Raw genomic sequence first — 18,877 nt, 5'->3', positions numbered from 1 at the left:
CGTTTGTTACCGGCCGGCACCCAGGCACGGGCCGCCCGATGAGCCAATCCCGCTTCTCAGACCAGCGCGAAGCCAAATCCCGCCGCGACCCCGCGGTGTCGCGCCGTCGCGCGTTTCTCGCCATTCCCGCGCTCGGCATATTGGTCCTGATCCTGCTTTGGACGGTGATCTTCGCGCGTCTGTCGGTCGAGAAAGAAGCCACTTATCGTGAGGCCATGGCCTCTGCTGCGATTCTCTCCGCGGCACTGGAACAGCACACGGTCAAGGCGATTCACCAGGTCGACCAGATCACCCGCTTCGTCAAGTTCGAGTTCGAGAAAACGCCGAATCATTTCGATCTCGCGAGCACGGTGGAAAAAGGCGTCGTGCAAAGCGAAACGCTCGTGCAAGTTTCGTTGATCGACGAGCACGGCACGCTGATCGCCAACACGGCCGAACTCAATCCCAAGCGCATCGACCTGTCCGACCGCGAACACTTCAAGGTCCACGAACACGAAAACGACGACCAGTTGTATATCAGCAAGCCCGTGCTCGGCCGTGTGTCCGGCCACTGGACTTTGCAGATGACACGGCGTTTGAATCATCCGGACGGCTCGTTCGCGGGCGTCGTGGTGGTCTCCGAAGACCCCAGCTATTTCACGAGCGATTTTTATAACAACGCGGCGATTGGCCGTGAAGGCGTGATCGCGGTGATCTCCGACAACGGCGCCGTGCTCGCGCGCCGCACCGGCACCGCCGACACCGCGAGCGGCGCCTTCTCCGCAAGCGGCTCCTATCCGACCTCGGAGCATGTGTCGGGCACCTACGTCGATTCGATCGACAACGTCACGCGCATCGTGTCGTACCGGCATATCGACGGCTATCCGCTCGGTGTGCTGGTGGGCTTGTCGCAAGCGGAAGAATTCGCCGACTACAACCACACGCGCAACGTCTATCTGCTGATGGCGGGCTTCATCTCGCTCGCCATGCTGAGCTTCTTTGCCGTGGCGACCGGCCTGATCGGCAAGCTGCTCGGCCGCGAGCGCGAGATGACTCACCTCGTCGAATACGATCTGCTCACCGGCTTGCGCAATCGCTACGCGACGCTGCAAAGCCTGCGGCACGACGTCGCGCAGCCGGCCAATCTCGGCCACCTCGCGATTCTCTTTATCGACCTCGACAACTTCAAGACCGTCAACGACACGCTCGGCCACAACGCCGGCGACATCGTGCTGCAAATGACAGCCTCGCGGCTCGCCGCCGCGGTGGCCGACGGCGGCGCGTTGAGCCGCATCGGCGGCGACGAGTTCGTCGTCGTGATCAAGGGCGAGGACGTCGAGAAGCGCGCCGTCAAGCTGGCCGAAGCCGCTGCCGAAGCGTTCGACAAACCGTTCGAAGTTCGCGGCAGTTCGTTCGTGCTGCATGCGAGCATCGGCATCGCGCTCTACTCGGTGGCCAACGAAAGCGAGATCGACCTGCTGAAAAAAGCGGACCTCGCCATGTACAGCGCGAAAGACGCGGGCAAGAACTGCTATCAGTTCTACTCACCGCAACTGTCGCATCGCGCCGATCATCTGATGAAGTGGGAGCAGCAATTGCGCGTGGCGCTCGCTGAAGGGCAACTGTTCCTCGCCTATCAGCCGAAGATCGATCTGACGCGCCGCTGCATCACCGGCTTCGAGGCGCTGGTGCGCTGGAACCATCCGCAGCACGGCTTGATTCCGGCCAACGAGTTCATTCCGGTTGCCGAATCGACCGGCCTCATCGTGCCGATCGGCGACTTCGTGATCGAAACCGCCTGCCGTCAACTGGCGCTGTGGCAGCAACAGGGCTACGACACGCTGTCGCTCGCGGTGAACATTTCGGCGGTGCAATTCTGGCGCGGCGACCTGTACGAAACCATCTCGCACGCCATCGAAGAAAGCGGCATTTCCGCGCGCCGCCTCGAACTTGAAATCACCGAAACGGCGATGATGGAATATCCGGAGCTCGTCTCGGAGAAGATCTTCGCGTTGAAGCGCCTCGGCGTACGCATCGCGCTCGACGATTTCGGCACCGGCTACTCGTCGCTGTCGTACCTGAACCGTTTTTCGGTGGACACGCTGAAAGTGGACCGTTCGTTCATCCAGGCAATTCCAGGCGACCGCAGCGTCTGCGTGATGGTCACCGCGATCGTCAACCTGGCGCGCTCGCTCGGACTCACGGTGGTGGTCGAAGGTACGGAGACCGAAGAGCAGATTGCCTGGCTCGCCGCGCTCGGCCATATCGAGGCGCAGGGATTCCTGTTCTCGCGTCCCGTGCCGGTGGACGCGATTCCGGCGCTGCTCGAGCGCTTCGGCGTCTGCGGGTTAACCGTGCCGGCCCGGCGCGCCGGGAACGAAGCCGACAGCGCCACCAGCGTGTCCAGCACCGGCACCTGAACGCCAAGGGCCACACGGGTCGTCGCCGGTGATCTACCCGCGACGCCGCAAACCCGCTACATTCTCGCTGTACTGGTCACAGCGCGATGCCGCTGCCGGCCGCGTCGAATCACCAAGAAGATCTCACAGGACGGCGCCCGCGTGCCGGGCGCTTGCGGCGCCATGCAGACGACCACGAGCCAGGATGCTGCCAGACGAGGGGAACGGGAACCGCTATGGACGCTGTTCCGGGTCGTGTTCGGCCTGTCGGCGTTGTCATGGGGCGGCCTCGCCCTCATGGCGCAACTCGAAAATCATTACGTCGAGCGCAAAGGCCGCCTCTCGCGCGTCGCCTTCTCCGATCTGATCGCGCTCGCCTGGATGGTGCCCGGTCCGGTGGGCTGCAATGTCGCCGTGCAATTGGGGCATGCGCTGCGCGGACGCGCCGGCGCGTGGATCGCGGGCATTGCCAGCGTACTGCCCTTCTTCATGCTGATGACGCTGTTCGCGATCTTCTACCGCACGCCGCTCGTGCGCGCCGCCGCCTCGCAAACCTTGCTCAATCACTTCAGCGTCGTGCTGGCCACGCTGATCGCGATCACCTGGTACAAGCAGACGCGCGCGCTGGTGCGCGGCAAGCTCGAATGGCTCGCGACGGTGCTCGGTTGCGTCGCGCTCTTCTATGCGCACAGTCCGGCGGCGTATGTCCTCATGCTGGGCGCGGCCTTCGGCACCGGCTGGCTGGTGAGCCCGGTTCGCAACGCGCCTCTTGTCGTCTCGTTGGCGCGTGGCGACTGGCAGATGCTGACCGCCCTGTGCGGATTCCTCGTGTTGTTCGCGCTGCCGCTGCCGCATCGCTATGACCTGGCGTTGTTGTGGCCGCGGCTCGCCGGCGCCGGCATGACCCTGTTCGGCGGTGGCTTCTCGGCGTTGCCGGTGCTCAAGACGCTGTTTGTCACGCCGGCGATCGGCGTCTCCGATAACGACTTCACACTGGCTTTCTCGTTGTCGCCGTTATCGCCCGGGCCGCTGCTGAACGTGGTGCCGTTCTTCGGCTATCTGGTGGATGGCTGGGTGGGTGCGCTGATTGCCACGCTCGCGCTATTCGTGCCGTCGGGCTGCCTCGTCGTGCTTGCGCAACGGCATCTGCATCAGTTGAAGGCCAATCCGCGATTCGAACACGGCATGCGGATGCTGCGCGCGGTCACTACCGCGTTTCTCGCGGTGGCCGTGCTTCGCATTGCCGGGCATGTGCCGTTCAGCCCGGTTTATCTGATGACCGCGCTGTTCTCCGGCATGTGCTTCGCGAAGCTGAAGGTGCCGGTGTACGTGGTGTACGGGACAGTGGCGGCGGTGTGCGGGTTGTGGCTCGCGTACGGCGCGCTGATTTAGACGGCGGTGTGCGCCGGGGTACAGGACCGTAGCGGCGGTGTGCGGGCTGTGGCTCGCGTATGGCGAGCTGATATAGACGGCGGCGTGTGCGGAGAAGACCGTGCTTGATGCCCGCTAGCCGCGCGGCGGTGTCGCTGCGCGCCTGGCGGATTTCAATTAGCGTAGCGGGTTCAGAAGCCGCGCGAGAGCACCGCAACGCCGATCGTCACCACGCCGAGCACGATATTGATCAGCACCAGACGACGGATCGTGCCGACGGCCCGCGCGCCATCCGGCCATTTTTGCGCCTGCACCGCGCGACGGATGCGCGGGAACACGGCAAACCGGATGTGCCCGAAGATCAGCATCATCACGATGCCGAGACCGGCCATGGCATGCAGCGGCCAGGTGGCATGGCCGCCGCCGAATTGCATGAGCAGAAATCCGCCGGTGAGGAGAATCACCAGCACTGACGCGGCGACCCAATTGAAGAAGCGGCCGAACACCGATTCCCACAACGGCAAGCGTAATTGAGGCGAGAGATCGGCAATCGCCGGACGCAGACAGAAATGGGCGAACACCATTCCACCTACCCACACCGCAACCGCGAGCAGATGTAGAAAGAGCGCGAGTTCGATAGCCTTGTTCATGTTGTTTTCCTCTCCCGACGACGCCACACCGCTTGTGCAGAGTGCTATTAGCAGCGGCTATTGAATGAAATGCGCTCAAACCCGGCGCCTCGCGCCAGGCCCCCGGGCGAAGGCAATCCCCCAAGGGGACTTTCTACGGGGCGGAAAACGCGCGACGACCCGGCGTTTTCTTGAGAGCCCATTCGACCACGCAGTCCGCACGCAGTTCCGTTGCACTCGTGGCTTTCACGTCGTGTTGTAGTTGTTATCGCAGCATGCCCACCGCAACGGCCAGGCTGCGCCCCGATTTGATACTGCGCACGACAAGCGCCTCGCATGCTAGCAGACGCTCGCCGTGTTCCTTCGTCAAGCTTTGTTAAACGGCCAGCACCGGACGCATGCCTTCGAGCTTCATTTTGCTCTCGGGCGTGCGGCCCTTGCGCGCCCGCTTGCCGATATGCGGCGCGAGCGCCGCGCCGCTCACCTTTTCTTCATCCACGCGGCCGCCACGGCGCGTGCCGATCAACACGACACCCGCGTTGTTGATGGCGAGCGCCTGCGCGAGCGTTTCATTGTCGTCGAGCGCCATCAAGGTGACGCCGCGACCGCCGCCGGAGAGCGTCTTCATCTCGTCAAGGCCGAACACCAGCAGGCGCCCGCCCGAGGAAAGACACGCAATGTGCGTCGCATCCGGCAGCATCGGCATCGGCGCGAGCGGCGCGGCGCCCGCGTCGATCGTCATGAACGACTTGCCGGCCTTCACGCGGCTCACCATGTCGCCGACCTTGGCGATGAAGCCGAAGCCGTTGCTCGAAGCGAGCAGCAACGCCTGATCCGCGGACGCCGCGTAGTAATGCATCAGATGGCTGCCCGACTCCAGTTCGATCAGCGACGTGACCGGCACGCCGTCACCACGGCCGCCCGGCAACGTGGCGACCGCAACCGAATAGACGCGGCCGTTGCTGCCCCACGCGACTAGCGTGTCCGGCGTGCGGCACTGGAAGGCCGCGTACAGCCCGTCGCCGGCCTTGAAGGTAAAGCCCGCCGCGTCGAGCCCGTGGCCCTTCAGCGCGCGCACCCAGCCCTTCTGCGACACCACCACCGTGACCGGTTCGTCGACCACGCGCGCTTCGAACGTTGCGCGCTTTTCCTGCTGGATGAGCGTGCGGCGCTCGTCGCCGTACTGCTTGGCGTCGCCCTCGATTTCCTTGATGAGCAGGCGCTTCATTGCCGATTCGCTGCCGAGCAGTTCTTCCAGCTTGGCCTTCTCGTCGCGCAGTTCTGCCAGCTCCTTCTCGATCTTGATCTTCTCGAGCCGCGCCAACTGACGCAGGCGGATTTCAAGAATGTCTTCGGCCTGGCGATCGGACAAGCCGAACGCGGCCATCAACGCGACCTTCGGCTCGTCCGACTCGCGAATGATGCGGATGACTTCGTCGATATTCAAAAAGACGATCATCCGGCCTTCGAGGATGTGAATCCGGTCGTCGACCTTCGTCAAACGATGACGCGTGCGGCGCGTCACCGTAGCGAAACGGAACGCGATCCACTCATGCAGGATTTCGCTCAAGCCTTTCTGACGCGGCCGGCCGTCGCCGCCGACCATGACCATATTGAGCGACGCGTTCGATTCGAGGCTCGTATGCGCGAGCAGCGTGTTGACGAAATCCGTCTGGTCGATGCGGCTCGACTTCGGTTCGAACACGAGGCGCACGGGTGCGTCCCGGCCGGACTCGTCACGCACGGCATCGAGCAGCGCCAGCATGGTCTGCTTGGTTTGCAGCTGTTCGGGGGTGAGCGCCTTCTTGCCGAGCTTGATCTTCGGGTTGGTCTGCTCTTCGATTTCTTCGAGCACTTTCTGCGCGGCGGTATTCGGCGGCAATTCGGTGATCACCAGTTGCCACTGGCCGCGCGCGAGTTCTTCGATCTTCCAGCGCGCCCGCACCTTCAGGCTGCCGCGGCCGCTTTCGTACGCGGCGGAAATCTCGGCGTCGCTTGATATGATCTGACCGCCGCCCGGGAAATCTGGCCCGGCGATGTGCTGCATCAATTCCGCGTGCGAAATCTTCGGATTGCGGATCATCGCAACCGTTGCAGCCGCCACCTCGCGCAGATTGTGCGACGGAATTTCCGTGGCCAAACCCACCGCGATGCCCGACGCGCCGTTCAGCAACACGAACGGCAAGCGGGCCGGCAACAGCCTCGGCTCCTCGGACGAGCCGTCGTAGTTAGGCATGAAGTCGACCGTGCCCTGATTGATCTCGTCGAGCAGCAGTTTCGAGATCGGCGTGAGGCGCGCTTCGGTGTACCGCATGGCCGCCGCGCCGTCGCCGTCGCGCGAACCGAAATTGCCCTGACCGTCGATCAGCGGATAGCGCATCGAGAAGTCTTGCGCGAGGCGCACCAGCGCGTCGTACGCGGACTGGTCGCCGTGCGGGTGATACTTGCCGAGCACGTCGCCGACCACGCGCGCCGACTTGACCGGCTTCGCGTTGTCGGAGAGGCCCATGTCGTTCATCGCGAACAGGATGCGGCGCTGAACCGGCTTTTGCCCGTCGCACACATCCGGCAGCGCGCGGCCCTTGACCACGCTCACCGCATAGTCGAGGTACGCGCGTTCCGCGTAATTGCCGAGCGTGAGAAAGTCGCCTTCCGGGGGCGGCGGCTCGGTGAAAAGGTCGAGAGTGTTATCGTCGTCCATCTAGATTCCGTATCCGTGTTTGGCGTGAAGTTTTGGTGCGGAGTGAGTGCACTTTAAAAAGCGCTCAGATATCCGCTTCCACTTCGTTGCCCTTTTCTTCCAGCCAGCTACGCCGCGACGCCGCTTCGCCCTTGCCCATCAACATGGTCATGCGCGCGACCGTGGCGTCGTAGTCGAGTTCGCCGAGCGCCACGGGCGTCAGACGGCGGGTGTCGGGGTTCATGGTGGTGTCCCACAACTGCTCCGCGCTCATTTCACCGAGACCCTTGAAGCGGCTGATGGACCACTGCGTGTCGCGCACGCCGTCCTTGCGCAGCTTGTCGAGAATCGCTTCGAGTTCGCCTTCGTCGAGCGCATACAGCTTTTGCGCGGGCTTCTTGCCCCGCGCGGGAGCGTCGACCCGGAACAGCGGCGGGCGCGCCACGCACACGTGACCACGCTCTATCAGCTGCGGGAAATGCTTGAAGAACAGCGTGAGCAGCAGCACCTGGATGTGCGAACCGTCCACGTCAGCGTCCGACAGAATGCAGATCTTGCCGTAGCGCAGATTCGACAGATCGACCTTGTCGTCCGGGCTATGCGGATCGACGCCGATCGCCACCGAAATGTCGTGCACTTCGTTATTGGCGAACAGCCGGTCGCGCTCGGTTTCCCACGTATTCAGCACCTTGCCGCGCAGCGGCAGGATGGCTTGATATTCCTTGTCGCGGCCCATCTTCGCGGAACCGCCCGCGGAGTCGCCCTCGACGAGAAACAGTTCGTTGCGGCCGATTTCCGTCGATTCGCAATCGGTCAGCTTGCCCGGCAACACGGCGACGCCCGAGCTCTTGCGCTTCTCGACCTTCTGCCCGGCACGTGTGCGCGCCTGCGCCTGCTTGATGACGAGGTCCGCGAGTTTCTTGCCGTGCTCGACGTGCTGGTTCAGCCACAACTCCAGTGCCGGCCGCGCGAACGACGACACCAGCTTGACCGCGTCGCGGCTATTCAGGCGTTCTTTGATCTGCCCTTGGAATTGCGGATCGAGCACCTTCGCCGACAGCACGAACGACACGCGCGCGAACACGTCTTCAGCGAGCAGCTTGACGCCCTTCGGCTGCAGGTTATGCAACTCGACGAAGCTCTTCACCGCCTGGAACAGACCGTCGCGCAAGCCGGATTCATGCGTGCCGCCCGCGGGCGTCGGAATCAGGTTGACGTACGACTCGCGCATGAGCGGGCCTTCTTCGCTCCACGCGACGACCCACGAGGCGCCCTCGCCCTCCGCGAAAGTCTCCTCGCTCGCGCGCGAGTTCTCGACATAACGTTCGCCCTCGAACAGCGGAATCAGCAGATCGCTGCCGTTCATGCCTTCGAGCAGATAGCCGCGCAGACCGTCTTCGTATTTCCAGCTTTGCTGTTCGCCGGTTTTCTCGTTGATCAGCGTGACTTCCACGCCCGGCAACAGCACCGCTTTCGAACGCAGCAGACGCTGCAATTCGCCGAGCGGCAGGTTCGGCGAATCGAAGTACTTCGGATTGGCCCACGCGGTGACGCGCGTGCCGGATTTCTTGTCGCCCTTCGCCGCGGGGCGCACTTCGAGTTCCTTGGCGACGTCGCCATTGGCGAAACTCAGTTCGGCGATCTTGCCCTCGCGCCATACGGTCACGTCGAGGCGCGTGGACAGCGCATTGGTGACGGACACGCCGACGCCGTGCAAGCCGCCCGAGAACGTGTACGCGCCGCCGGCGGCCTTGTCGAACTTGCCGCCCGCATGCAGGCGCGTGAACACGATTTCGACGACCGGCACGCCTTCTTCCGGATGCAGGCCGAATGGAATGCCGCGGCCGTCGTCTTCGACCGAGACCGAATGGTCGGCGTGCAGCGTGACCGTGATTTGCCGGCCGTAGCCGCCGAGGGCCTCGTCCGACGCGTTGTCGATAACTTCCTGAATGATGTGCAGCGGATTCTCGGTGCGGGTGTACATGCCGGGCCGTTGCTTGACCGGCTCCAGACCCTTCAACACCTTGATCGACGCTTCGCTATACGCGGCGTTTGGCTTTTTCGTAGACATGGTTGACTCGGATGCGTCGGTTCATCGTTGTCCACAGGAGCTGTGGACAGGTCCGTGGACAATGCGTTGAGTTTTCAAAAAAAGCGAAACGAAACAATGAGGTTAGGTGGGGTGCCCGTGGTGCGGGCAAGCTGTTTTGTCGCCTGGCTTCCGGTTGACGCGCTCGACGGCCGCTCGAAGCCGGCCCTCAGGCCGGGCAACGTCGACGCGGGTGCGAACGCCGGGGAAGCCTGTTCGCGGGGTATTTTACTGATTTCGATCCGGGCGGCAATTCGCGACACGCGGGAATAGCCGTCTGGATAAGGGGTGGCGGTGACGCCGCGCAGTCCCGCCTCGCCCCCACACGTCACTTGCGCCGGTTCTCCAGCTCGTCCCAGCGCTCGAGCGCGATCAGCAGTTCTTCGTCGATCGCGGCGTAGCGTTCGGTCAGGCGCGTGCCTTCCTGCGCATCTTTGGCGAATACGGAACCGTCTTCGAGTTGCGCGCCGATCGTTTTCTGCTCCGCTTCAAGCGCGGCGATCTTCTGCGGCAGCGCCTCCAGTTCGCGCTGCTCCTTGAACGACAGCTTCGCTGCACGTTGCGTATTACGGCCCGCGGAACTGTCTTTGGCCGGCGCCGCGTCTTTACCCGCTTCCTTGCCGGCTTCTTTCTGCGCCTCCAGCGCCATCTGCTGCGAGCGATCGCGCTGGATCTGCCAGTCGGTAAAGCCGCCGACGTACTCACGCCACTTGCCGCCGCCTTCCGAGGCGATCACCGAGGTCGCGACGTTGTCGAGGAACGCGCGATCGTGGCTGACGAGCAGCACCGTGCCGTCGTATTCCGTGAGCAGTTCTTCGAGCAGTTCGAGCGTGGGAATATCGAGGTCGTTGGTCGGTTCGTCCAGCACCAGCACGTTGGCCGGGCGCGCGAACAGACGCGCGAGCAGCAGGCGATTACGCTCGCCGCCCGACAGCGACTTGACCGGCGAACGCGCGCGCTCCGGCGCGAACAGGAAGTCGCCCAGATAGCTCATGACGTGCTTCTTCTGGCCGTTGACTTCGACCCACTCGCTGCCCGGGCTGATGGTATCGGCGAGGCTCTTTTCCAGATCGAGCTGCGCGCGCATCTGGTCGAAATACGCAACCTGCAGATTCGTGCCGATGCGCACCGTGCCTTCGTCCGGAGCCAGTTCACCGAGGATTATCTTGAGCAGCGTGGTCTTGCCCGCGCCGTTCGGGCCGACAAAGCCGATCTTGTCGCCGCGCATGACCGTGGCGGTGAAGTTGTCGACCACCGTGCGCGAACCGTAGCGTTTGGTCACGTCGGTCAACTCGGCGACGATCTTGCCGGACTTCTCGCCCTGGCCGACGTCGAGTTTGACGTTGCCCTGCACGTTGCGGCGTTCCGCGCGCTGGTTGCGCATCTCCACGAGCCGCGCGATCCGGCCGACGCTGCGCGTGCGGCGCGCTTCGACGCCCTTGCGAATCCACACCTCTTCCTGCGCGAGCAGCTTGTCGAACTTGGCCGCTTCCACCTGTTCGACTTCGAGCTGCTGCGCCTTCCTCGTCTGGTAAGCGCTGAAATTGCCCGGATACGACAGCAAACGCCCGCGATCCAGCTCGACGATGCGCGTGGCGACGCGGTCGAGAAACGCGCGGTCGTGGGTAATGAAGAGCAGGCCCGCGCGCAGCGAGACCAGCAGGTCTTCGAGCCAGCGGATGCCGTCGAAATCGAGGTGGTTGGTCGGCTCGTCGAGCAGCAGCACATCGGGCTGCACAACCAGCGCGCGCGCCAGCGCGACGCGCTTTTGCATGCCGCCCGACAGCGAACCCACCCGCGCCTCGCCGTTCAGGCCGATCTGCTGCAGCGTGGTCGAAACCCGCGTGCTCCAGTTCCAGGCGTCCGAATGGTCCAGCGACGACTGCAGCGTGTTCATGCGCGCCATGAGCGTGTCGTGCTCGGCGCCTTCCGGCTCGTCGGCGAGCTGATTGGCGACCGCGTCGTATTCGTCCAGCAGCGCGCGAGCGTGCGTGAGGCCGGCGGCGACCGCGTCGAACACCGTGTCGTCCGTGTCGAACTCCGGCTCCTGCGGCACATAAACCGTGGTCAGATTCTGCTGGCGCGTGACGAGCCCGTCGTCAGGCTTGGTCAGATCGGCGACGATCTTCAGCAGCGACGACTTGCCCGCGCCATTGCGGCCGATCAGCCCGACGCGCTCGCCCGCTTCGAGAGAGAAATCCGCGTGATCGAGCAACGCGACGTGACCGAAGGCCAGTTGGGCTCCGGTAATGGTGTAAAGCGACATGGAGAATTGGAGAAGACAGCGATGAGTCGGAACTGCCCATTGTACCGGGCGCGCGGGCGGCTGCCTGTCTGCCGGAAGAGATAGGCCGAATGGCCGGCTTGCCAGACGCGAAAAAACCGCTGCATCGGGCGAAGAAGCCGGCTGGCATGGCCGGAGTGCGTTGGCGCGCGCCCGGCCGTCTCGTGCGGCGTCTTATTTCACGTGCACGGTGATGGTCTTGCTCAATTCCGGACCATACGAACGATGCGCGCCGTCGCCGAATTGCAGCGTCAACGTGTGGTCGCCTGGCGGCAGCGTCAGATCGGTCTCGGTCTGGCCCTTGCCGAAGTGCAGTGACTTATCGTTTGCCGGGATGACCTCGCCCTTGGGCAGCGGCTTGCCGTCCACCAGCAGATGATGGTGCCCCGTGCCTTCCGTCATCGTGCCGGCCGGCGCGATCTTCATGCCGTCGACGCCGAACACCACGTGGACGGGATTGCTGACCGTCGCGCCGTCCGCCGGTTGGACGAACGACACGCTTGCGGCCTGCGCCACGCCGGATACCGCGAGCAATCCGGCCAATACCGCACCAGCCAACCATGTGTTTTTAAGCATCGTTTTTTCTCCTTTTTTGGGAAACGAGAGTCGTGCGCGGGCCATGTCGGCGACGACGGCACGCTCAGTAACCTGAGGCCGATCGTCGCAATTCATGCCGGGCACCCCGGCGCGCCGGTCTAAAAGACCAGCTGCGGATCAGAGCATACACGGAGTGTGTGACGCGGTTCGTCCCGCGGTTCACCCTATGGGCTCGGGGTTGTCCCGGGCATTGGCGAGCGCTTTGCGGCGCTGCCGCATCGCTAGTTTTCTGCCGGATTGACAAATTCCGGTAATATTGCGAGTCGCCACCGCGCCCAAAAAAGGGGCAGACTGCGTGGATCATTGCATTGAATTGGAAAAGAGTACGTCGTGAGCGAAGTAATTGAAGTGACTGAATATAAGAGCTGGGTCTGCCTCATTTGCGGCTGGATCTACAACGAAGAAGAAGGCTTGCCCGAAGAAGGTATTGCGCCGGGCACGCGCTTCGCCGCGATTCCCGAAGACTGGCGCTGCCCACTGTGCGACGTGGGCAAGGCCGAATTCGCGGTGGTGGAGTTCTGAAGCGGGTTGACCGGATTGTTCGCGCGCGGCGGTAGTCCGCTGCGCAAGGAAGCCGGCGGTTCGCGCGGCCCAGCAGGTTAAACCTGCTGGGCCGCTTGCTTTATGGGACGGCGCCGTAGCGCTGTTGCTGCTCTCCTCGCTCCCGGACGGGTTTGATATACTCTGCGCTCGCTGGCGAACCTGAACTCGTCCGATCCTCGCGGACCTTGTCCGGTTGCGGGATTGCGGTGATCATTCCGGTTTGGTCCTCTCCCTGTAGTTCAATGGATAGAACAAGTGCCTCCTAAGCGCTAGATACAGGTTCGATTCCTGTCAGGGGGACCAAGTAGCTTCCCAGCATCTCCCAAGTTTGACCAGAAAAGCCCCGTATGCCTTGCGCTGCGGGGCTTTTTACTGCCATCATTGCCCACGCTTGCCCAACACAAGCCAGATTCGTTGGGGGTATCGGTGGGGATATCGCCGAATACCCCCAAATTCGATACCCCCAACATCATGCCCAAGCAAATCGCGCCTCTGAGCGAGCTTCAAGTCCGTAAAGCCAAGCCGGCCGAACAGCCCTATCGCCTCGCCGACGGCAAGGGGCTCTATCTCCAGGTGATGCCCAACGGGTCAAAATACTGGCGCATGAAGTACCGTTTTGACGGGAAGGAAAAGCTCGCATCATTCGGCGTCTACCCGGAAGTGTCCTTGGCCGACGCGCGGAAGGCTTGTCTTGCCGCACGCCAGATCTTGAAGGCCGGAACCGACCCATCCGAACAAAAAAAGGAAGTGAAGCGCGCCCGCGCGCTCGAAGCCGTTTCCTCGTTCGAAGCTGTCGCCCGCGAATGGTTCGAGTCGCAGAAAGCTGGCTGGACGGAAGTTTACGCCAGCAAAGTGATCAACTCCCTAGAAGTCGACGCCTTCCCGAAGATCGGAGCCAAGCCGATCGGAGACATCGAGGCGCCGCACATGCTGGAGATCGTGCGCGCGATCGAGGCCCGCGGCGTACGCGAGACCGCCAAGCGGGTACTTCAGCGATCTCGCGCCGTTTTCCAGTACGGCATCATGACCGGCCGATGCTCGCGCAACCCGGCTGCGGACATCGACGCCGAGACCGTGCTGAAGAAAGGCGCCGGCGTCAAACACATGGCCCGGGTGAAGCCGGTGGAAATCCCGCAACTAATGAAAGACATCGCCGCCTACTCTGGCGATCACGTGACGCAACTCGCGCTTCGATTTATGGCGCTGACGTTCGTGCGCACAACTGAAATGATCAACGCCGAGTGGACAGAGATCGACGAGAAGGCTCGCGAATGGCGGATTCCAGCCGAGCGCATGAAGATGCGGGATCCGCACATCGTGCCGCTGTCGCGGCAGGCCCTAGAGATAATCGACGAGCTGAAGAAGTTGAACGGCGCTGAGAGGCACCTTTTCTATAGCGTGCAAGGACGGAAGCCGATCTCGAACAACACGATGCTCTTCGCTCTGTACCGCATGGGATACAAATCCCGGATGACCGGCCACGGCTTTCGCGGGCTAGCGGCAACCGTCTTGCGCGAACTCGGCTACAGCCGCGACGTCGTAGATCGGCAGCTCGCGCATGCTGAGCGAAACCAGGTCACGGCGGCCTACGTCCACGCCGAGTATCTACCCGAGCGCCGCAAGATGATGCAGCAATGGGCGGACTACCTTAATGCCAGTTATGAAGCCCGATAACGCCTTCAAAAGCATTGGTACGGACGCTCAAAGACCCGAACGTCCGGCACATGCCTAGACTGAATGCGATTGCAAACGGGGTTTAGTCGGACGCTTTAGCATCTTCGAAAGATACCCGCTGTTGTTGGCGGATCGTGTGTATTGCATGGTGGACTATGCCTGCGCGCGTTCTGCTCCCAATGTCGAGTAGAACTTTTTCTTCAATGAGGCCCGCGCGGTACACGTCCTGCACATCGTCCCAGCTAGATTCAGTCAATGAAGGCACATGAGCAAACTGCGCATTACCGTCGAGACCAAGCCGGCTTACGATCTGGCCGGACAGTTCATCACAGGCGCGTATCTTGGTAATTTCAAAAAGAAAACCGATTCCCGTTCTGCCACGGTCTAAAGCGGCGTGATGTTGAGGGACGTGCGAGCGGCGACCTGTTGCGCCATTGATATCTTTTGTAGAGAAGATGAAGAATTCACCGAAATACATCGGAAATCCGCGTCCGCGGTAGTCGCCCGCAGATATAGCCACGAAAACTTCGCCCAAGGCCGGGAAGTATGGCGTAGCGAGCTTATACAGCTTTGAAATATCGTCCTGCATATAGTCTCCTTTTTTGGAGACCCTAATATACATGGATTGCATTCGGCAGCAGCGCGGCAATGACACGCTCGATGGCGTGATCGAACACGTTTGGGACAGGCAGGATCGGCTTTCCAATGCGTGTTAAAAGGCCCGCGTGCTGCCACCCGGGCGGCACATCGGGGACTAGGTCGTTTCCGTTCTTGAAAAGATGCGTCGGCACATTGGTGAGTAGCGTACGGACGGCAATGCCAGGACTGACGCGCGGAGGCTCGAAAGCGTACACCGCCGCCGGTGGATTGCCGCTGACTGTCATGGCTGCCGCGGCGAGCAGGGCGATAGCGGCGCCCAGAGAGTGGCCAATGAGCGTCACTGGCTGTCCCGCAACGGCAGCCAGCACCGGCAGGGAGATAGCCTCCCACGCCTGCTGGAAGCCGCGGTGGACATCTCCCACACCGGCAACCGATACCGGCAGCGCATTTAGATCCGTGAGCCAGCAGTCGAGGTTGTCGGTGCCAGGGAATGCAATGCAAAGACCGGCCGCAGTCTGCCGGATGATGGCGCGCGAGGCGCTATCTGCTTCACCAATATCCGGCTTGGCTGAATAGGCCTCCTGCGCCAGCAGCGCAAAATCGCGCGCGTTCATTACTTGCTCGCGGCTGCCGTGGTCGACGCGGGCGCGACCGTCGTAATGAGCTGGTCGATCAACGCCTGAACCATCGGACCGAACGTCGCGAGGCCGAGCAGGATCGCCGGCTGATTCGGGATCGCGGGAACCGCCTGGACGATCGTGATTGCTGCAGGCAGTAGCGAATCGTGGAACGCTTTCAGATCAGCGACGTTAAGTTGCGATCCTGCCTTGCAGATCGCCTCGTTTGCCGGGAGGATCGTCTTGTTGATTACATCCTGCTGTTCGGTATTCAGAAGCGGAGACTGGCCGAGGATGGTCAGATCGCCGTTGACGATCGTGCAGCCTGTCTGGAATCGCTCCTGCACGGTGGGAAGCGAATGGCAGCCGGCGAAGAAAGCGAGCGCGGCAATGCCTGCCGCAAGCAGCATACGTTTCATGACGATTCCTTGGGTGGGTTACTTCGAAGAAACTTCGGGGGACTTGTTGAGGCGTGCGCCGACCAGATTGCAGATTGCATGCGCCGCGGTCAGCAGCAATGCGGCAACGACACCAGGGACGGCAGCCGGCATCGGTTGGTGAAATCCAGTGAGAGCCCACGAGACGAGCGGCTCAAGCGTGGCGACGGTGATCGTGGCCGCGCCGGTGGCATACGGGGAAACCTGATTCATTGCACGGCCTCCAGTTCGGGTTGAACTTCCCCCGACGCGCTCTCCTGCGAGAAGTCAGCGCCCAAGGTGAATAGCGCGCGCTCGGCATTGCGCCGACGCAGCAGCCCGGCAATATGCTTGCCCCCCGACATATCCCACTTCTCGAATTCGTCGATCGCGCCCTGCACGTCGTTGTCGTTGAATTTGGCGAGCAGAGTCGACGTTCTGAATGCTGTGATCCCAACGTTGAAGGTGAAATCCACAAGCGCGTCGAACTCGTCCTGTGTGACGCCGGGCTTCACGTACAGATTCACCGCGTTAGCTGCATCGGCAACATCGGACAGGAGCCATTGGTCGGCCTCTTCCTGAGTGCAGACCATTCCGGGATGGACGCCTAACGTGTGACCGTAGCCGATCGTCCAGACGCCCTTCGAGTCCTGATAGGCAGAGTCCCGAAAGCCTTCGAAATACTCCGTGAGCGCCATTCCATCTTTCGAGTACTGCATCATTCCTCCTTCGAGGTGAGTGTTTTCAGGAGACGTTCATCCCCTTCCTTGAGCGTGCGCAGAAGCGCCGCATGGTCGGCCAGCATGTCGCGCTGGGCCTCAGCGATAGAGAGCAGCGCCGAAAGCATTTGCCCTTGAGAATCGACCGTCTGCCGCTGAAGCTCAGCGGATTCCTCGGCGACCATCATCAGGACTGCGCTGGCCGTTGAGGCTTCGATTGAGAGAACAAGGTTCGTGGCGCCGAAGTCTGCATCGGTGCCGAGCAGGAAATGCAGCGCGAGCGATGTGCCGATGAAGATGCACAGCAGGATCAGGAAATTTCGCGGCTTCCTGACCGTCATGTAGAGGCGCAGAAGGCTAGGCATGATGCGATACCCAAGCGATTTGAAAAATGCCGATGGCGACTTCCGCGGCGAACAGACCCAGCATCAGCCAATTGACGAACCGCGAATGCCGCGACTCTTTCGCCTCGGCGTGCTCCTCGTGCTTTCCTTCAAGGTCGTCGACGCGCGTGCTCAGATGAGCAATCTGATCGGCTACCAGCTCGAAGCGCTGATCGATCAGTTCGTCATCCATGGCTCTTGACGAACAGGGAAATGATTTCGACGACCATCAGACCGCCCGCAAAAATGGCTGCCCACTTGGCCGGGATAGCGTTGAGCGCATCCGTCATCCGCTGCCCGAACTTCTCCGATATGTCGACGCGCAGCTTATTGATATCGTCTTTCGTCGCAACGGTCGCGATGGCCGACCGTAACTCTGAGACTGTTTCGTCGAGCTTCGCGAGATGCTGATCGTGCCGCGCGATATCTTCGTCGTGCGCGCGCACCCGCTCGCGCAATTCCACAATTGCGGTCATATGCTCATCCATGAAAGCCCCGTTATTAATTGGAAGGAAGGATGGTGATGCTGTCGGTCTGGCCGGGACGGAGAATGTTTCCAACTGCGCCGCCCCAGGTTGTGCTGCTGGTCTTCGGCATTACGCAACTGAGACCAGTCGTGTTGTTGATTGCCTTGATATTTCCCGACCAGTTCGGCGCGACGCTGAAAAAGAGATTGCTGTCGTTGGAAGCGTCGCCATTCATTGAAGAAAGCTGCCCGCCGAAAAATGGTGCATTTGAAAAGAAGATGGTGTAAGTAGCGCCACTGCTGGCCGGCAGACTGCCATCAAATCTTCCTGTCTTGCTGTAGAAGTCGCTGAAGCTAACCGGGAATCCCGCTTTACCGATGAGCGTCAACAACCATGCGTGATTGATCGAGATCGGCAGGGCAAGACCGACCTCGTTTGCGATCTGCGATAGAGAGATCGCACCACTGGCCGGAAGCGTCATTTGCCAGGCTCCAGCAATGCGCGCAGCCTGACGACCTCTTTTGCCAGCTCGACGCATGCAGCGAGTGCGGCTTGACCATAGGCGACGGACAAAATCCCTTTGTCGCTCTCGATTACAGCTTCAGGAAGAAGCGTCTGCAGCGATTGCGCGCCCACGCCGACATGGCGCTCTTCGGTATCGACCCGGGTATAGGTGCCGCTGCGCACCACGGCGAGCCGGTCGACGAAATCATCCGCCAGCCCCACCCAATCTGATTTCAGGCGCTCATCGGAATTTGCCGTGATGTTGCCGGCCGCCGTGATGTTGCCACCGGCAGAGATATTGGCCGCGGTAGTGAAGTTGCCGGAATTGTCGGTTACCCATCGCGTCGCCGACGAATTCTCATCGAAGAGGCCAAATTGAGTGCCATCGGTCGAAATGAAAAAGTGCAGCCCCCGATTCGAGTTCTGCATCCGGATCTGCGGTTGCGACGTGTAAGCGGGGCCGCCAACCAGAAGGTTACCGCCGGCGAGTGTCAGAATCCCAAGAGAAGACCGGAACGGGTTCAGAATGCCGACGTCGACTTCTGACAAACCGCTATCGAGCGATGCCGCGTCGAGCGCAACCGTCACCGTCGTCAAGGACGTGAAAACCGATGCCGTGATAGTCCCGTAGGTGACGCCTGCAGTCACGAATACCTTAACGCGACGCCCGACCGAGAATATTGAAGTCTGGTTGCCGGCCACGGTGAATTGCGCGCCGTTGACATACGTCGGCGTAAGCCCGTAATTGATCCATTCGGGACCGGCGAACCATGCCGCGACGTCAGCCATCATCTGACGCGCCGAATCATTGACCGTGCTCGGCGGCTGACCTTCAGCCCAATCGATCGCACCGGCGCTCGCGTTGTTGGCCGGCGTCGTTGACCATTGCCAAAGTGCCATTTCAGTTCACCTATAATGAAAAACCC

At 61.8% G+C, this 18,877-nt stretch carries 20 protein-coding genes and 1 tRNA gene; 6 read left to right on the top strand and 15 right to left on the bottom strand.

Going from position 1 to position 18,877, the window contains the following annotated elements; translation table 11 throughout:
* The first annotated feature begins 38 nt into the window (after positions 1–38).
* Both P0D68_RS06790 and P0D68_RS06785 read left to right on the top strand, forming a co-directional pair.
* Complete coding sequence (locus tag P0D68_RS06790) at positions 39–2,399, top strand: bifunctional diguanylate cyclase/phosphodiesterase (protein WP_408297177.1); 2,361 nt, start codon at positions 39–41, stop codon at positions 2,397–2,399.
* A 162-nt stretch (positions 2,400–2,561) separates the two neighbouring features.
* Entirely contained in the window at positions 2,562–3,770 is a 1,209-nt protein-coding gene (locus P0D68_RS06785; protein ID WP_091796172.1) for a chromate transporter, read from the top strand.
* 170 nt (positions 3,771–3,940) lie between these two features.
* Here the strand turns inward: P0D68_RS06785 and P0D68_RS06780 are convergent, their stop codons facing one another.
* The 3 genes from P0D68_RS06780 to P0D68_RS06770 form a co-directional block, all read right to left on the bottom strand.
* Positions 3,941–4,399 (bottom strand): CopD family protein, encoded by a 459-nt coding sequence (locus tag P0D68_RS06780; protein ID WP_012432243.1) that lies wholly within the window; start codon positions 4,397–4,399, stop codon positions 3,941–3,943.
* Positions 4,400–4,754: 355 nt separating this feature from the next.
* Positions 4,755–7,079 (bottom strand): DNA topoisomerase IV subunit A, encoded by a 2,325-nt coding sequence (gene parC, locus P0D68_RS06775; RefSeq protein ID WP_408297180.1) that lies wholly within the window; start codon positions 7,077–7,079, stop codon positions 4,755–4,757.
* Positions 7,080–7,143: 64 nt separating this feature from the next.
* Entirely contained in the window at positions 7,144–9,129 is a 1,986-nt protein-coding gene (locus P0D68_RS06770; protein WP_091796176.1) for a DNA topoisomerase IV subunit B, read from the bottom strand.
* Positions 9,130–9,183: 54 nt separating this feature from the next.
* On the opposite strand from P0D68_RS06770, the gene P0D68_RS06765 reads away from it, so the two are divergent.
* The gene (locus P0D68_RS06765; protein WP_408297183.1) at positions 9,184–9,420 is read left to right on the top strand and encodes a hypothetical protein; all 237 of its coding nucleotides are present in this window, start codon (positions 9,184–9,186) and stop codon (positions 9,418–9,420) included.
* A 55-nt stretch (positions 9,421–9,475) separates the two neighbouring features.
* Here P0D68_RS06765 and P0D68_RS06760 read toward each other — a convergent pair whose 3' ends face one another.
* A complete protein-coding gene (locus tag P0D68_RS06760) occupies positions 9,476–11,413 on the bottom strand; it encodes an ATP-binding cassette domain-containing protein (RefSeq protein WP_408297185.1) in 1,938 nt (645 codons plus the stop codon).
* A 192-nt stretch (positions 11,414–11,605) separates the two neighbouring features.
* Positions 11,606–12,007, bottom strand: coding sequence for a DUF4399 domain-containing protein (locus P0D68_RS06755; protein ID WP_091796180.1), 402 nt, complete (start codon positions 12,005–12,007; stop codon positions 11,606–11,608).
* Positions 12,008–12,358: 351 nt separating this feature from the next.
* Between P0D68_RS06755 and P0D68_RS06750 the strand changes: the two genes are divergently transcribed.
* From P0D68_RS06750 to P0D68_RS06740, 3 genes are all read left to right on the top strand, one after another.
* Positions 12,359–12,550 (top strand): rubredoxin, encoded by a 192-nt coding sequence (locus P0D68_RS06750; RefSeq protein ID WP_007175738.1) that lies wholly within the window; start codon positions 12,359–12,361, stop codon positions 12,548–12,550.
* 249 nt (positions 12,551–12,799) lie between these two features.
* Positions 12,800–12,874, top strand: a tRNA-Arg gene (locus P0D68_RS06745).
* A 168-nt stretch (positions 12,875–13,042) separates the two neighbouring features.
* Positions 13,043–14,245 (top strand): tyrosine-type recombinase/integrase, encoded by a 1,203-nt coding sequence (locus P0D68_RS06740; RefSeq protein WP_408297285.1) that lies wholly within the window; start codon positions 13,043–13,045, stop codon positions 14,243–14,245.
* A gap of 82 nt (positions 14,246–14,327) precedes the next feature.
* On the opposite strand, the gene P0D68_RS06735 is transcribed toward P0D68_RS06740, so the two are convergent.
* From P0D68_RS06735 to P0D68_RS06690, 10 genes are read right to left on the bottom strand one after another with little or no spacing between them, the layout of a single operon-like run.
* Positions 14,328–14,834, bottom strand: a complete 507-nt coding sequence (locus tag P0D68_RS06735) for a hypothetical protein (protein ID WP_408297287.1) — start codon at positions 14,832–14,834, stop codon at positions 14,328–14,330.
* Positions 14,835–14,856: 22 nt separating this feature from the next.
* Positions 14,857–15,459, bottom strand: coding sequence for an alpha/beta fold hydrolase (locus P0D68_RS06730; RefSeq protein WP_408297289.1), 603 nt, complete (start codon positions 15,457–15,459; stop codon positions 14,857–14,859).
* A complete protein-coding gene (locus tag P0D68_RS06725) occupies positions 15,459–15,881 on the bottom strand; it encodes a hypothetical protein (protein ID WP_408297291.1) in 423 nt (140 codons plus the stop codon). The genes P0D68_RS06730 and P0D68_RS06725 overlap by 1 nt, the downstream gene beginning before the upstream one ends.
* 18 nt (positions 15,882–15,899) lie before the next feature.
* The gene (locus P0D68_RS06720) at positions 15,900–16,112 is read right to left on the bottom strand and encodes a hypothetical protein (protein ID WP_408297293.1); all 213 of its coding nucleotides are present in this window, start codon (positions 16,110–16,112) and stop codon (positions 15,900–15,902) included.
* On the bottom strand, positions 16,109–16,576 hold the full coding sequence (locus tag P0D68_RS06715) for a lysozyme (RefSeq protein WP_408468166.1): 468 nt from the start codon (positions 16,574–16,576) through the stop codon (positions 16,109–16,111). The genes P0D68_RS06720 and P0D68_RS06715 overlap by 4 nt, the downstream gene beginning before the upstream one ends.
* Positions 16,577–16,596: 20 nt before the next feature.
* Positions 16,597–16,962, bottom strand: a complete 366-nt coding sequence (locus P0D68_RS06710; RefSeq protein ID WP_408297297.1) for a hypothetical protein — start codon at positions 16,960–16,962, stop codon at positions 16,597–16,599.
* The gene (locus tag P0D68_RS06705) at positions 16,955–17,173 is read right to left on the bottom strand and encodes a hypothetical protein (protein WP_408297299.1); all 219 of its coding nucleotides are present in this window, start codon (positions 17,171–17,173) and stop codon (positions 16,955–16,957) included. Before P0D68_RS06705 ends, P0D68_RS06710 begins: the two co-directional genes overlap by 8 nt.
* Positions 17,166–17,468: a hypothetical protein gene (locus P0D68_RS06700; protein WP_408468163.1), complete on the bottom strand. Its 303-nt coding sequence runs from the start codon at positions 17,466–17,468 to the stop codon at positions 17,166–17,168. The genes P0D68_RS06705 and P0D68_RS06700 overlap by 8 nt, the downstream gene beginning before the upstream one ends.
* Before the next feature lie 13 nt (positions 17,469–17,481).
* Entirely contained in the window at positions 17,482–17,928 is a 447-nt protein-coding gene (locus P0D68_RS06695) for a hypothetical protein (RefSeq protein WP_408297303.1), read from the bottom strand.
* Complete coding sequence (locus tag P0D68_RS06690; RefSeq protein ID WP_408468161.1) at positions 17,925–18,851, bottom strand: tail fiber domain-containing protein; 927 nt, start codon at positions 18,849–18,851, stop codon at positions 17,925–17,927. The genes P0D68_RS06695 and P0D68_RS06690 overlap by 4 nt, the downstream gene beginning before the upstream one ends.
* Positions 18,852–18,877 lie beyond the last annotated feature (26 nt).

This window comes from Paraburkholderia sp. RL17-380-BIE-A, from assembly GCF_046028085.1.
Classification (GTDB): Bacteria; Pseudomonadota; Gammaproteobacteria; order Burkholderiales; family Burkholderiaceae; genus Paraburkholderia.
The sequence above is the reverse complement of the archived record's forward strand: the minus strand, read 5'-3'. Positions and strand labels throughout refer to the sequence as shown.